At 61.8% G+C, this 14,893-nt stretch carries 12 protein-coding genes and 1 pseudogene; 11 read left to right on the top strand and 2 right to left on the bottom strand.

The annotated features are described in order from the left end of the window. Window positions 1-24: 24 nt before the first annotated feature. Entirely contained in the window at window positions 25-849 is an 825-nt protein-coding gene (locus NVV77_RS16185; protein WP_295415001.1) for a transglutaminase-like cysteine peptidase, read from the bottom strand. 223 nt (window positions 850-1,072) lie between these two features. Here NVV77_RS16185 and NVV77_RS16190 point away from each other — a divergent pair, with 223 nt between their 5' ends. Next, window positions 1,073-1,627 (top strand): diguanylate cyclase, encoded by a 555-nt coding sequence (locus NVV77_RS16190; RefSeq protein ID WP_295415002.1) that lies wholly within the window; start codon window positions 1,073-1,075, stop codon window positions 1,625-1,627. Window positions 1,628-1,660: 33 nt separating this feature from the next. On the opposite strand, the gene NVV77_RS16195 is transcribed toward NVV77_RS16190, so the two are convergent. Then, window positions 1,661-3,325: a Na/Pi cotransporter family protein gene (locus NVV77_RS16195; RefSeq protein ID WP_295415003.1), complete on the bottom strand. Its 1,665-nt coding sequence runs from the start codon at window positions 3,323-3,325 to the stop codon at window positions 1,661-1,663. Window positions 3,326-3,609: 284 nt separating this feature from the next. Between NVV77_RS16195 and ugpB the strand changes: the two are divergent. The 10 genes and pseudogenes from ugpB to nirB all read left to right on the top strand — a co-directional run bounded on the left by ugpB (window position 3,610) and on the right by nirB (window position 14,893). Continuing rightward, window positions 3,610-4,936 (top strand): annotated as a pseudogene (ugpB, locus tag NVV77_RS16200) (sn-glycerol-3-phosphate ABC transporter substrate-binding protein UgpB). 104 nt (window positions 4,937-5,040) lie between these two features. After that, complete coding sequence (gene ugpA / locus NVV77_RS16205) at window positions 5,041-5,925, top strand: sn-glycerol-3-phosphate ABC transporter permease UgpA (RefSeq protein ID WP_295415004.1); 885 nt, start codon at window positions 5,041-5,043, stop codon at window positions 5,923-5,925. A gap of 11 nt (window positions 5,926-5,936) precedes the next feature. Beyond that, the gene (ugpE, locus tag NVV77_RS16210; RefSeq protein WP_295415005.1) at window positions 5,937-6,785 is read left to right on the top strand and encodes a sn-glycerol-3-phosphate ABC transporter permease UgpE; all 849 of its coding nucleotides are present in this window, start codon (window positions 5,937-5,939) and stop codon (window positions 6,783-6,785) included. Between the two features lie 3 nt (window positions 6,786-6,788). Then, entirely contained in the window at window positions 6,789-7,853 is a 1,065-nt protein-coding gene (locus NVV77_RS16215; protein ID WP_295415006.1) for a sn-glycerol-3-phosphate import ATP-binding protein UgpC, read from the top strand. A gap of 44 nt (window positions 7,854-7,897) precedes the next feature. Then, a complete protein-coding gene (locus NVV77_RS16220; RefSeq protein WP_295415007.1) occupies window positions 7,898-8,644 on the top strand; it encodes a glycerophosphodiester phosphodiesterase family protein in 747 nt (248 codons plus the stop codon). Window positions 8,645-8,663: 19 nt separating this feature from the next. Next, the gene (locus NVV77_RS16225; RefSeq protein WP_295415008.1) at window positions 8,664-9,437 is read left to right on the top strand and encodes a DeoR/GlpR family DNA-binding transcription regulator; all 774 of its coding nucleotides are present in this window, start codon (window positions 8,664-8,666) and stop codon (window positions 9,435-9,437) included. Further along, window positions 9,434-10,225 (top strand): hydrolase, encoded by a 792-nt coding sequence (locus NVV77_RS16230; protein WP_295415009.1) that lies wholly within the window; start codon window positions 9,434-9,436, stop codon window positions 10,223-10,225. Before NVV77_RS16225 ends, NVV77_RS16230 begins: the two co-directional genes overlap by 4 nt. 81 nt (window positions 10,226-10,306) lie before the next feature. After that, the gene (locus tag NVV77_RS16235) at window positions 10,307-10,894 is read left to right on the top strand and encodes an ANTAR domain-containing response regulator (protein ID WP_295415010.1); all 588 of its coding nucleotides are present in this window, start codon (window positions 10,307-10,309) and stop codon (window positions 10,892-10,894) included. A 16-nt stretch (window positions 10,895-10,910) separates the two neighbouring features. Then, a complete protein-coding gene (locus tag NVV77_RS16240; protein ID WP_295415011.1) occupies window positions 10,911-12,131 on the top strand; it encodes a CmpA/NrtA family ABC transporter substrate-binding protein in 1,221 nt (406 codons plus the stop codon). Window positions 12,132-12,445: 314 nt separating this feature from the next. Next, the gene (gene nirB / locus NVV77_RS16245) at window positions 12,446-14,893 is read left to right on the top strand and encodes a nitrite reductase large subunit NirB (protein WP_295415012.1); all 2,448 of its coding nucleotides are present in this window, start codon (window positions 12,446-12,448) and stop codon (window positions 14,891-14,893) included.

Genomic DNA, 14,893 nt, shown 5'->3' on the forward strand with positions numbered 1-14,893 from the left:
TCTTTTCAGAGATCGCTGTGTCGCTTAGAGGCCGATGCCCGGCGCCACGGACGACAGATCCGTCGGCATATCGGCCACTGCCCGGCTGTTGCTCGCGAAGCCATGAATATAGCTGCGTTCGCCCGTAAAACTCATGATCGGCTGGTATTGAGCGATATCCGTGTCGACCAGGAGGCGGTTGCTGACATTGTCGAGCACGTAGGCGCCTGAGCCGGTGTGAGCGATCAAGACCGCGTGGAAGAGTTGGCGGCGCGTGTCCTGCAGGAGGACGAGCTGCAGCTTGTCGTCCGGCATGCCGAGATTGCGCAGGGCCCAGTATTTGGCGATGGCGAAATCTTCGCAATCGCCGGCGCCCTTGCGGGCCATTTCGGCGGGCGTTGCCCAATAGTCGCTGGTGCCCCAGACTGCGTCATCCGACTTGTAGGTCATGGCGCCGTTGACGGTGCGATTGACGAGGTTGAGCATTTCCCTGTCGGAGAGACCAGCAACCTGATCGGCAATGCCGCGGATCTTGTTGGCAAAGCGGCTGTCGCAGCCGGCAAGGCCGCTCTGGACACAATCAGCGCCGAACATCTGCGAATAATCGGTCTTTCGCGCGGCCTGCCATTTGCCGGCCGCCGGGAGGCGCGCGGCGGAAATGGCGACCGATCTGAAGACGCCAAGCTTGGCGGGCGTGCTTTTCGGTAGCGCCGGCAATGGTGTTGTTGGAGGCGGCACGGCAGCCACCAGAAGTGTGTCGGCCTGCATCGACTGACTATAGACCGGCATAGACGCAGTAACTGGCGAGCCAGTCGGTGCAGCAGCGGCACTTACAGAGAGCAGAGCAGCAAATGCAAAGTTCAGAAGCAATTTCGCCTCCTGATTGATTGTCAGAAGGCTACGAGGATCAAAATAAAATTGTACAAACCGACATAGTATATTTGAAGTATTCTATTTCGCTAAAATTTTATAGATCGAAGCGCAGCAGCAAAAAAGTCTGGACTTGATCGATAAAATTGCATCCTTTTCTCTCAACGAGGATTGAGGAGTCGGGACTATTGCTAGTAGCCGTCATTCTCAGGGGCACACGCATATGGCGAAGTCTTGGTTCGGCTGGTTTGGTGGAAAGACCGAGGTAGAACGTCGGGCCGAAAGGCCGCGGGCGGCTATCGCTGTTGGCCCAGACGATATCGATCCTCTGACCGGGGCACTTTATTGGGACCGGTTCCAGGTCATGCTGAAGGCAGAGCAGGCGCAGGAGCCTGGCGTTCTGCTGCTGATCGACCTCAGCGAGCGCTCGATCCGCGTTGGCGCGACCGAAGAGGAAAAGGCGCTGGAAATTCTGCCCTGGCTGGCTCAGGCCATCCGGCAGGCCATTCGCGCCGATGACCTGCTCGCCCATGTCGACGGCTACCGCTTTGCGGTGCTGCTGCGCGGCGCCCCGCAAGCAGTTGGCCAGATGACCAGCGACCGCATCCTGGATCTGGTTGACAACACCATCTTCATGACAGCCGACGGCATCTCCAAGCTCGACATCACCATCGGTGGCACGGTGTTTGAAGTGGCCGACGGACAGGCCGTCTTCGACACCGCCGCGGCCAATCTCGATCGCGCCAAGCGCCTCGAGCAGCCAGCACTCGTCCAGTAGGCGTGTGAGCCAGGCTAGGCTCGTCCGGGCGCTTTACTGGCCCGGACTTCTAGCCAGCTTGGAGCCGAGCAGTTCGCCCTGCTCGCTCAGGATCGAATAGGCGACCCCACACAGCAGCGAATTGATGTGCCGCAGCGAACGCACGGTCTGCAGATGCAGTTCGCTGGTCTCAAAACTGTTCGGATCGCCTTTGCGCAGGCGCGCAAAATGCTGGTTCATGCTGGAGCGCTCCAGAACGCCGACCGCGTCCTTTTCGGCGACGAGCTGGCGCGCGGATTCGATGTCTTCGGAAACGAGGACGTTGAGCGCAAGCTGGAGATTGCCCAGCACCCTTGCATGTAGGTCGAGCAATTCCTGCCAGCCCTGCGGCGAGAAGGTCAGGTGGCGCTCGGCGAGCTGGTCGGCCACCCGCAGCAATTGCCGGGCAATGATGTCGCCGGCCTGTTCGAGACCGATGGCAAAGGTGCTGAGGTCGGAGGCGCGGCTGACCTGGCCTTCGTCCATCTTGTCCCAATCGAGTTGAGACAGGAAAAGCTTGATCGAGGCATTGGCGCGGTCGACTTCGGGCTCCAGCGCCTTGACCCGGCGGATGGCTGTCTTGTCGCCGCCTTTGAGGATTTCCATCGCCGGCTGCAGCATGACCTCCACCATTTCGCTCATGCGCAGGAGTTCGCGCGTGGCGCTGGCAAGGGCTGCGTCGACATTGCCATTGCCGCCCGTGGCAAGGGCCGGACGCCGGAGGCGCGCAAGATCGGCCGTTTCGTCGGCAGGGCTCTCCTTGACCACCCGATCGAGCAGGCGCGAGGCCGGGCCGACGAGCGGGAGGCCCAGGATCATGACCACGAGGTTGAAGGCCGAATGAAAAAGGCTGGCCTGCAGCCCGACATTTCCGGGAAGGCCAAGCGTATGGACCTGCAGGACTTCGATGACGATGAGGCAGATAATCGCCGCGCCACCACGGAACAGCAGGGCTCCGAGGGCAATGCGGCGAGCACGAACGTCGGCACCGCGGGTCATGCCGAAGGCAATGAGGGTGCCGCCGAGATTGGCGCCGAGCACGAGAGCGGCGGCCACTTCGAAGGGAATGACCCCGGCAGTGCCGAACGTGATGATGACGAGGACGCTGGCGACCGAGCTATAGGACAGCCAGGTGATGATGGCTGCCACGAGGAAACCGGTCCAGGGATCGCCGCGCAGATAGTCGATGGCGACGGCAAGCACTTCGCTGTCGCGCCAGGGCGCGGTCGCTTCCGACACCATTTCAAGTGAAAGCAGCACGAAGGCGACGCCGAGTATCATGCGGCCGAGCTGTTTCATCTGGCGGTCATTGGCGCGCAGGAACAGCGTGCCGCCCAGAATGATCAGCGGCGCGGTGAGGAGGGTCAGGTCGAACGACAGAACACTCGCAACCAGCGCCGAGCCGAAATAAGCGCCGAGCATAAGGGCCAAGCCGGTGCTGCCCGCGAGGAGACCGCCGGAGGCAAAACTGGAGGCGAGCGCCGCCACCGCAGTCGAGCTTTGCAGCGCCACGGCCATGCCGGTGCCGACCATCGCGGCCGAGAACGCATTGCGCTCGGCGCGGGCCAGCGTGCGCTTGAGTTGGGCGGAATAGGCCCGCTCCACCGCCGTTCGCACCATGCGCACGGCCCAGAGCAAGAGCACGATGGCCGCCACCAGATGGACGATGATGAAGTACATCAGGCCTCCCCTGCCCGTGCGCTGTTTCGAGTCGCCATCATGTTCACATGAACACAGAGGGTGCAACTGCTCGATGCAATCGGGTGCAAAATACGACGGTCTGGCAAATTAGCCAGACCCAATGATATCGGGCAATTTCGGCCAGTTTGCGGTGCAATGTTGATCATTCGCGCCATTCAAAATGTTCATTTGAACATTTTTCTGTTGCAAACGCGCATTCCGCTGTTACCAATTCAGGGAGCACGGGGCGGGGAGGCCTCGGCCAAAACACAAAGGGAGTGAGAATGTTCAAGAACGTTTTGTTCCTGTCCGCGAGCCTGGCTGTCGTTCTGTCGGCAGCACCGGTGGCGGCACAGACCGAAATTGCCTGGTGGCACGCCATGGACGCCGAGCTCGGCAAGAAGCTCGAGCAGATCGCCAGCGACTTCAATGCCAGCCAGACCGAATTCAAGGTCATTCCGACCTATAAGGGCAGCTATGCCGAAACGCTGACTTCGGCCATTGCCGCCTTCCGCGCCAATGAGCAGCCGGCCATCGTACAGGTCTTCGAAGTGGGCACCGGCACCATGATGGCCGCCAAGGGCGCCGTCTATCCAGTCTATCAGTTGATGGCCGACAATGGCGAAGCCTGGGATCCCACGAGCTTCCTCGCCCCGGTGACGGGCTATTATTCGGACACGGACGGCAACATCCTGTCCATGCCGTTCAATTCCTCGACGCCCATCATGTACTACAACAAGGACGTCTTCGAAAAAGCCGGCCTTGACCGCGATACAGCGCCGAAGACCTGGGCCGATATCGAGAACTTCTCCAAGAAGATCGTCGAGTCGGGCGCTGCTCCCTGCGGTTTCACCACTGCATGGGTGAGCTGGATCCAGACCGAAAACCTGTCGGCCATCCACGACCAGCCCTTCGGCACGCTTGAAAACGGTTTTGGTGGCCTCGGCACCGAATTCACCTTCAACGGCGAAGTGCAGGCCAAGCACTGGGCCAACCTGAAGAAATGGGCCGATGAAGGCCTGTTCGAATATGGCGGCCCTGTCGGCGGTCCGGATGCGGCCCCCAAATTCTACGCCCGAGGAATGCGCGATCTTCATGAACTCCTCGGCCGGGCGCGCTGGCGTCATCAACAATGCCAAGGACTTCGAAGTCGGCTTCGCCCCCCTGCCCTATTATGACGACGTGACCACCGATCCGAAGAACTCGATCATCGGCGGCGCGACGCTTTGGGCGCTCAACGGCAAGGATCCGGAAGTCTACAAGGGCGTCGCCCAGTTCTTCACCTATCTGAGCCGGCCTGAAATCCAGTCCAGCTGGCACCAGGCGACCGGCTACCTGCCGATCACCAATGCCACCTACGAGCTGGGCAAGGAACAGGGCTATTACGAAGCCAATCCGGGTTCGGACATTGCCATCAACCAGATTACCCGTGGCACGCCGACGCCCAATTCCAAGGGCGTCCGCTTCGGCAACCTGACCCAGATCCGCACCGTGGTCGACGAAGAGTTCGAAGCCATGCTTGCCGGCACCAAGACGCCGCAGGAAGCCCTCGACGCAGCGGTCGAACGCGGCAACGTGATCCTGCGCGACTTCGAAGCCGCCAATAGCTGATCCTCCCCGGATCGTCCCGGCCAAAATGGCCGGGGCGATCCAACCGGCGGCGCCTCAATGCTGCCGGCGCGACAATATTCGGCCTCTTGGGGGGAGTTCGGCCCATGCAAACCAAGCGCACCATTTTTCCAAACAAGCTGCTGCCATACATTCTCTTGGCCCCGCAGCTTGCCGTGACGCTGATCTTTTTCATCTGGCCCGCCATGCAGGCCGTCAAATCGTCGTTCGAGCGCGAAGATCCGTTCGGGTTCAAGACGACGTTCATCTGGTTCGACAATTACAAGCGGCTCTTTGCCGACCCCAGCTATATCAACGCGGCGGGCAACACCTTTGTCTTTGCCATATCGGTGACCGTGTTCTCGATGAGCCTGTCGCTGCTGCTGGCAGTGGCCGTCAATCGCGTGCTGCGCACCAACCGGCTCTATACGACGCTGCTGGTCTGGCCCTATGCCGTGGCCCCGGTGGTCGTGGGTATCCTGTGGTGGTTCATGTTCAACCCCTCCATCGGCATCGCGCCCTACCTGCTGCGCGGCCTGGGAGTCAGCTGGAACCACCGGATCGATGGCAGCCAGGCCATGTTGCTCGTCATCATCGCGGCGAGCTGGAAGCAGATTTCCTACAATTTCCTGTTCTTCGTCGCAGGCCTCCAATCGGTGCCGCAATCCCTGACCGAAGCGGCCGCCATTGATGGCGCAGGCCCCTTCAAGCGGTTCTGGACCATCGTCTTCCCGCTGCTCTCGCCCACGACGTTCTTCCTGCTCATCGTCAACATCAACTACGCCATGTTCGACACGTTTGGCATCATCGACGCCACCACGGCCGGCGGCCCGGCGCAGGCGACCAATATCCTCGTCTACAAGGTTTACGCCGACGGGTTCCTGGGGCTCAACATCGGCTCTTCGGCCGCCCAGTCGGTCGTCTTGATGCTGATCGTCATCGTCCTTACCGCAATCCAGTTCCGCTATGTCGAGCGGCGTGTTCAGTACTAGGAGCGAGCAAAATGGTAGAAAATCGCCCCTTTCTGAGCTTCCTGACCCACCTGGTGCTGATCATCGGCGTCGTGCTCGTGGCGTTTCCGGTCTATCTCGCCTTCGTCGCCTCCACCCATGGCGAAGGCGACTTCCTGAGCGGTCTCGTGCCTCTCTGGCCCGGGCCGCACCTGATCGAAAACTATCGCCTCATGCTCACCGAGGGCATTTCCACGGCCGGCGCGCCGCCGCTCTGGATCATGCTGTCCAATTCGTTGATCATTGCCATCATCATCGCCGTGGGCAAGATCGCCATTTCGCTGCTCTCGGCTTATGCGATCGTCTTCTTCAAGTTCCGGTTCCGGCTGATCGCCTTCTGGATCATCTTCATCACCCTGATGCTGCCGGTGGAAGTGCGCATCATTCCCACTTTCAAGGTCGTGGCGGACCTGGGGCTGCTCAATTCCTATGTCGGCCTCACCCTGCCGTTGATCGCTTCGGCGACAGCGACTTTCCTCTTCCGCCAGTTCTTCCTGACCATTCCGGATGAACTGATGGAAGCGGCCCGCGTCGATGGCGCGGGGCCGATGAAGTTCTTCCGCGATATACTGCTGCCGCTCTCACGCACCAATATCGCCGCGCTCTTCGTCATCCTCTTCATCTATGGATGGGTGCAGTATCTCTGGCCGATGCTCGTCACCACCGACAGCCGCTATTACACGGTCGTCATGGGCATCAAGCGCCTGGCCGCCACGGCCGATGCCGAGCCCCGATGGCACCTCGTCATGGCCGCCGTGACGCTGGCCATGCTGCCCCCCGTCCTTGTCGTCATCTTCATGCAGCGCCTTTTCATCAAAGGCCTCGTGGAAACGGAGAAATAAGCCATGGCCACGATCAACCTGGTTGACCTCAAGAAGAACTACGGCTCCGTTCCCGCCGTCAAAGGCATCAATCTCTCGGTCAAGGACGGCGAGCTCATCGTTCTCGTCGGGCCCTCGGGCTGCGGAAAATCGACCCTGCTGCGCATGGTGGCGGGCCTCGAATCCGTCACCTCCGGCCGCATCGAGATCGCCGGTCGCGACGTGGTGAAAGCCGAACCGGCCGAGCGCGACATCGCCATGGTGTTCCAGAACTATGCGCTCTATCCACATATGACAGTGCGCGGGAATCTCGAATATGGCCTCAAAAACCGTGGTACGCCGCGCGAGGAAATCGACCGCCGCGTCAAGGAAGCAGCCGATATTCTCGAAATCGGACCCATGCTGGACCGAAAGCCACGCCAGCTTTCCGGCGGTCAGCGCCAGCGCGTCGCCATGGGCCGAGCCATCGTGCGTGAACCGGCGGCCTTTCTCTTCGACGAACCGCTGTCCAATCTCGACGCCAAGCTGCGCGTGCAGATGCGGGTGGAAATCCGCAAGCTGCAGCGCCGGCTGAAAACCACAAGCCTTTATGTGACGCACGATCAGCTCGAAGCCATGACCCTGGCCGACCGGCTAGTGGTTATGAACAATGGTCTGGTGGAGCAACTCGGGACGCCGACGGAGGTCTATGACCGGCCGGCAACCCTGTTCGTTGCCGGCTTTATCGGCTCACCGCCGATGAACCTGCTGCCGGTTTCCGCGCTCGACGCAGCCTCGGGCTTTGACATTCTCGGCCTGCCGCCCGGCACCGATGTGGTGGGCATTCGCCCCGACCACCTCACGCTTGAAAGCTCGGACGAGCCGAGCCTGGCACTGCCCGCGACCGTGGAACTGCTCGAACCGATCGGCGGGGAAAGCCACCTCCACGCGCGGCTCAAGAACGGCGATCATGCCGTCATTCTCAGCGTTCCCGGTCGGCCGGAGATTGAGGAAGGTGCAACCATCACCATCCATGTCAAACCCGCTGACCTGCACCCATTCAATCGCGAAAGCGGCCGTCGCACCGACACTGCTGTCGCAAATCCGTAACAGAACCGACTTAGTGGCTTGCGGGCCAAGAACAAAGACGCGTCATGACCATTCCTTCCGATATCGGTCCCACTCGGGACGAAGTGCAGGCCCATCGCGGTGCATCCGCCGTGGCGCCCGAAAATACCATTGCCGCCTTCAAGGCTGCGGCCGAACAGGGGGCGCGCTGGGTCGAACTCGACGTGGCCCTGCTTGCTGACGACACGCTGGTCGTTATCCACGACGACAGCGTTGACCGCACGACCTCGGGCAAGGGCTCGCTCGGCGCCCTCACCCATGCCGACGTCGCAAGGCTCGATGCCGGCGCCTGGTTCGATGCCAAATATGCTGGCGAACGCCTGTCGACCCTGGCCGAAGTCATCAAGGCCCTGGGTGAATTCGGGCTCAGCGCCAATGTCGAAATCAAGCAGCACAAGCATCACAAGTCGCTCGACCAATTGGTGCGCGCCGTGCAGGCAGACATCAACAAGCGGGACCCCAAAACCGAGATCATGATCTCGAGTTTCGATCCCGAAGCGCTCAAGGCGATGCATGCGCTGGAGCCGGACCTCGAAATGGCCATGCTCTGGGGCCGCCCGCCCGAAGACTGGGCTGACAAGCTCAAGGCCATTCCGGCGACGACCATTCACATGCATTACAAGGCGCTGAGCATCGGAATGCTGGAAGAAACCAGCAAAAACGGTATCAAGGTACGTGCCTGGACCTGCAACAATCCCGTCGAACTTGTCTCCTTCTGGGGCGCAGGCCTGACCGGGGTCATTACCGACAATCCCAAGCTCTTCCTGGGGTAGCAGAGGCTTTCGGCCAAAAATGCTGTCGCATCGGCAACGTGAAATCCTGAGCCTGATCGAGTCCGAGGGCGCTCAATATATCGAGCCCCTGGCGGCCCGCTATGACGTGACCACCCAGACCATAAGGCGCGATATCAACGCGCTTTGTGATCTTGGTTACGCGCGGCGCTTCCATGGCGGCGTCGACATGCCCGTGGGCGCCCGCAATATCTCGGTCAATGCCCGCGCCGCGCTCAATAGCGGGGCCAAGCAGCGGATCGCCCGGCGCATTGCCGCCGCGATCCCCTCCGGCTCAACCGTATTCATGGGTATCGGCAGCACCGTGCAATTCGTGGCCGAGGCGCTGCGCGATCATCAGGACCTGCGCGTCGTGACCAATAATATCGATGTCGCCCTGACCCTGTCGGAAGCCCCTCAGGTTGAGGTGCACATGACCGGTGGTCTACTGCGCCACAATGACCGCGACGTCGTCGGCCCCGACGCTCTCAATTTCTTCGAGAAGTTCTATGCCTCCCATGCCGTCGTCGGCGCCGGTGCGCTCGATCCGGAAAAGGGCATTCTCGATTTCAGCTATAGTGAAGCCCAGCTCACCATGAAACTGCTCGACAATGCGCGCACCAAATTCCTTGCCGCCGATGTGAGCAAGTGGTCGCGCGACGCCTCGGTGCGCGTTGCCCCCTTCTCCGCCATTACCAGCTTTTTCACCGACGCTCTGCCCAATGACAAACGGGTCGCCGCGGCTTTCGAAAGTGCTGGGATCGAGGTCGAAATCTGCGGCGGAGACGCCGAATGAGCTTTATCGGCCCCGCCCCCCGGCCCGAGGACCTGCGCGATGTGCGTTATCTTCTCACCGACATCGACGACACGCTGACAACCGAAGGCCGCCTGCTGCCGCAAACCTATCAAGCCCTGTGGGACCTAGATGCGGCCGGAATCCGTGTCGTCACGGTGACCGGTGGCTCGGCCGGCTGGTGCGAGCACATCGTCCGCGCCTGGCCTGTCGCCGCCGCCATCGGCGAGAGCGGCGCCTTCGTGATGACGGCCGACCATAATCGGGTCGCGGTCGAATATTGGGAAAATGAGGCCGTGCAGGTTGAGCGGCAGAGGCAGCACCTGGAGACGATCGTCCCACTGCTCGGGGATCGTTTTCGCCTCGCCCATGACCAGCACTATCGCCTCGCCGACGTCGCCATCGACATTGTCGGCTATCCGCGCCCGGAGGTGGACGCGCTGGCCGAACAAATCCGCGCTCTTGGCGGCACGGTGGCGATCAGCTCGGTGCACATCAACACCTGGATCGGCGACTACAACAAGCGCACCATGAGCGAACGCCTGTTGCGCCGCTGGGGTCTTGGCGACATGGAACTCGCTCAACAGGTCAGTTTTGCCGGCGACTCGCGCAACGACGCACCGATGTTCACCTTCCTGAGCAAGACTTTTGGGGTCGCCAATATCCTGCCCGTACTCGACGATCTGCCGACCAAACCGCGCTGGATCACCGCCGAGGTGGCGGGCAAGGGATTTGTGGAGCTGGCGGACCAATTGCTGAGCGCCAAACGCTTGCCTCGTTTTTCAGCATAGCTACCATCCTGCAAACGAAGTAGACAGCGGTCCGCCAGTCATGCAGTGACTGAGCCGCATAGGCCCTTGCAGTTGAGTACCATGGCAGAGTCGCTTTCGATTCTGGTGATTGACGACAATGCGATCCGCGCTTCGATCATCGAGGCCGGACTGCGTGAGGCTGGCCATACCTCTGTGCGCGTCATTACCGATATCGAGGATGTTGCGCGGCGTATCGGCGAAATCGCACCCGATGTGGTGATCATTGATCTGGAAAATCCCAATCGTGATGTGCTCGAACATTTTTTCGCCCTGAGCCGCACCATCAAACGGCCCATCGCCATGTTCGTCGACAAATCCGACCCAGCAGAAATCGAAGCGGCGGTCGATGCCGGCGTTTCTGCCTATGTGGTGGACGGGCTACGCAAGGATCGCATCAAGCCGATCCTCGACATGGCCATCGTCCGGTTTCGCGCTTTTTCGCGGCTGCAGGGGGAGCTCGAGGCCGCGCGATCAGAACTGCAGGGCCGCAAGGTGATCGACAAAGCCAAGGGCATTCTTATGTCCTCGCGCGGCCTGTCCGAGGACGCAGCCTACACGCTGCTACGCACGACCGCCATGAACCAGAACCGCAAGATCGTCGAGATCGCCCAGGCGGTGGTCACGGCGGCGGAGCTTTTGGGACCATGAAGAAGGAATTTTGCTCATGGGCCTGACGCAGATATCAGCCGGATACGTGCCGCTGCTCGATAGCGCGGTGCTGCTCGCCACCGAAGAGTTCGGTTTTGCCGAAAGCGAAGGCCTGCACCTCAATCTCGTGCGCGAAACCTCCTGGGCCAATATCCGCGACCGTGTCGCCATCGGCCACCTCGATGTCGCCCACATGCTGGGCCCCATGCCGCTCAGCGCCAATCTTGGCCTGACCCCGCTTGATGCCGCGGTGATCGCGCCGATGGCTCTGGGCCTCGGGGGCGCGGCCATGACTATGTCAAATGCCGTCTGGGCCAAGATGGCCGAGGCCGGCGCACCCGAGGATGGCGCACCGGGTCCGGTCGGGGCCGCACTGCGCAAGGTGGTCGAGGACAGGGTACGAACCGGCGAACCGCGCCTGCGTCTCGCTGTGGTCCACCCCGAAAGCGCCCATAACTATGCCCTGCGCTACTGGCTGGCTGCCTCGGGGATCAACCCGGACCAAGACGTCGATATCGTCATCGTGCCGCCCCCGCTGCAGGCCGATGCACTTGCTGCCAAGCGCACCGATGGGTTTTGTGTCGGCGAGCCTTTTGGCTCGGTGGCCGTGGCGCGCGGGATCGGCCGGATCGTCACGACCAAAGGCCAGATCTGGCAGATGAGCCCTGACAAGGTGCTGGGCACCCGGCTGCAATGGGCCGAGCGCTTTCCCGAGCAACTGGCTGCCCTGCTGCGCGCCGCAACCCGCGCCGCGCGCTGGTGTGAAGACCCAGCCAATCACGCGGCTCTGTCAGCCATGCTGGCGCGCGAGGATCGGCTGGGCATAGATGCCGATCTGATTTTGCGCACGCTCTCAGGCAGGCTGCAATTTGAGGCGGGCGTCGAAAAGTCCATGCCCGACTTTTTCGTGCCCTATTCTCGCGCGGCCAATTTCCCCTGGGTGAGCCACGCGCTCTGGTTCTACTCGCAGATGGTGCGCTGGGGTCAGGCGGCCCATACGCAAGAGAATGCGCAAAAGGCCGCGTCGAGCTATCGGCCCGACCTCTATCGCGCCGCCCTTTCGGGCATGGGCATGCCCGTGCCCGGCGCCAGCAGCAAGATCGAGGGTGCGCTGACTGAACCAACGCAGGTCGGCGCCCTCGGCGGACGATTGACGCTGGGGCCGGATGGCTTCTTCGACGGGACGGATTTTGATCCCGACAAGCTCGATGCCTACATAGCCGCTCAAGCGAAGTGATGAACACGAAATAAGCAGATTGCCGATCTGCCGTGCAAATAATCACCTTGTCACAGATGCCTGATTTTCAGGCTGCCCCACCTAACAGCCTGGAAAATATAGGCTTTGGCTAGGGAATTCAGTTTGGCACGCTTCCTGCAATGATGTTCCCGAGCGCTTCGGCGCACTGAATTCCGGCGTCCAACGATGGGCGCCACATATTGGCAACGCCGCCAACCACAGTTTCTTCGTCTCTCAGACGGAGTTCCTGCTGGTTGGCGGCGTTTTCGTTTTGGTCTTCGGGTCCGGCTGGACCCCGGTTTGATGGGAAGAACATGGCCGAAAAACTCGTCATCATCGGTGCAGGCATGGCCTCGGGCCGCATGCTGGAACATCTCTTCGAGGCCGAACCCGGTCGCTACGAAGTCACCCTCTTCGGCGCCGAACCGCGCGGCAATTACAATCGCATCATGCTCTCCCCGGTGCTGGCCGGCGAGAAGCGCTATGAAGACATCGTCACCCACGATGCCGACTGGTACGCCGCCAATAACGTCCACTGCCGCTTCGGCCAGACGGTCACGAAGATCGACCGGCAAGCAAAGTCCGTCTTCGCCGACGGTGTCGAGACGCCCTATGACCGGCTGGTGATCGCGACGGGTTCGGCGCCCTTCATTCTTCCCATTCCCGGCAAGGACCTTCCCGGCGTACGCGCCTTCCGCGATCTCGACGACGTCGAGGCCATGGTGGCAGTGGCCGGCAAGCCCGACGCCAAGGCCGTGGTCATCGGCGGTGGCCTTCTGGGTCTTGAAGCAGCCGCTGCCCTGCGTGGACGCGGCATGGAAGTGGTGGTTCTCCACCTCGCCGGACACCTGATGGAACGCCAGCTCGACGCTGCGGCGGGCTATCTGCTGCGCCGCGAACTCGAAGGCCGCGGCATCAAGGTCCACTGCAAGGCGCAGACCAAGGCTATTCTCGGCACCGACCGCGTCGAAGCGGTAGCGCTTGATGACGGCACGATCTATCCCGCCGATCTCGTGGTCATGGCCGCCGGCATTCGCCCCGAAACCCGGCTTGCCACCGATGCCGGCATCGAGATCAATCGCGGCATCGTCGTCAGCGACGCCATGGTGACGTCGGACCCCGATATCCTGGCGCTGGGCGAATGCGTTGAGCACAAAGGCGCTGTCTATGGCCTCGTCGCCCCGCTCTACGACATGGCAAAGGTCGCGGCCAAAACCCTGACCGGCGCCGAAGCCGCCTTCAAGCCGGTACAGACCGCGACCCAGCTCAAGGTGACCGGCGTCAGCCTCTATTCGGCCGGCGACTTTGCCGAGGCCGACGACCGCGAAGAGATCGTGCTGCGCGACGCCACCGCCGGCGTCTACAAGCGCGTCGTGCTCAAGGACAATCGCATTCTCGGCGCCGTGCTCTACGGTGACACGGCCGACGGCTCGTGGTTCTTCGATCTCCTCAAGCGCAGCACCGATATCGCGCCGATGCGCGACACGCTGATCTACGGGCAAAGCTATGGCGGCGGCGCATCTGCCGACCCGCTCGCGGCTGTGGCCGCCCTGCCCGCCGAAGCCGAAATCTGCGGCTGCAATGGCGTCTGCAAGGGCACCATTGCCAATGCAATCACGTCCAAGGGCCTGACCTCGCTCGACGATGTCCGCGCCCACACAAAGGCCTCGGCCTCCTGCGGCTCGTGCACCGGGCTCGTCGAAAAGCTGCTGATGGCAACGCTGGGCGACAGCTATAACCCGGCCGCCATCCAGCCTATGTGCCCCTGCACAGAGCTTGGCCACGACGAAGTGCGCCGACTGATCGTGGCGCAGGAGCTGAAATCCATTCCCGCCGTGATGCAGGAACTGGGCTGGAAGACTTCCTGCGGCTGCGCCAAGTGCCGGCCGGCGCTCAACTACTATCTCGTTGCCAACTGGCCCGGCGAATATGAGGACGACGGCCAGTCGCGCTTCATCAACGAGCGCGTCCACGCCAATATCCAGAAAGACGGCACCTATTCGGTCGTGCCGCGCATGTTCGGCGGCCTCACCACCGCTAACGAGCTGCGCGCCATCGCCGATGTCGCCGACAAGTTCGAAGTGCCGACCATCAAGGTTACGGGCGGCCAGCGCATCGATCTTTTGGGCATCAAGAAGGAAGACCTGCCCGCCGTCTGGGCCGACCTCAACAAGGCCGGCATGATGTCGGGGGCGGCCTACGCCAAGGGCCTGCGGACCGTGAAGACCTGCGTCGGTTCGGACTGGTGCCGCTTCGGCACGCAGGATTCGACCGGGCTCGGCGTTCGCATCGAAAAGTTCATGTGGGGCTCATGGACCCCGGCAAAGCTCAAGCTGGCCGTGTCGGGTTGCCCGCGCAATTGTGCCGAAGCGACCTGCAAGGACATCGGCGTGATCTGCATCGACTCCGGCTACGAAATCCACTTCGGCGGCGCCGCCGGCCTCGACATCAAGGGCACGGAAGTCCTGTGCCATGCCAAGACAGAGGACGAGGCGATGGAGATCATCGCGGCGCTGACCCAGCTCTATCGCGAGCAGGGCCGCTATCTCGAGCGCATCTACAAATGGGCCAAGCGCGTCGGCTCGGACTCGATCAAGGCCAATGTCGTGGAAGATCTGGCCAAGCGCCGCCAGCTCTTCGAGCGCTTCGTCTACTCCCAGAAATTCGCCCAGGTCGATCCCTGGGAAGAACGCGTCAATGGCCGCGACGCCCACGAATTCGCGGCCATGGCAGATTTCCAGATGTTGCAGGCAGCGGAGTGA

Source organism: Devosia sp., assembly GCF_024707125.1.
Classification (GTDB): Bacteria; Pseudomonadota; Alphaproteobacteria; order Rhizobiales; family Devosiaceae; genus Devosia.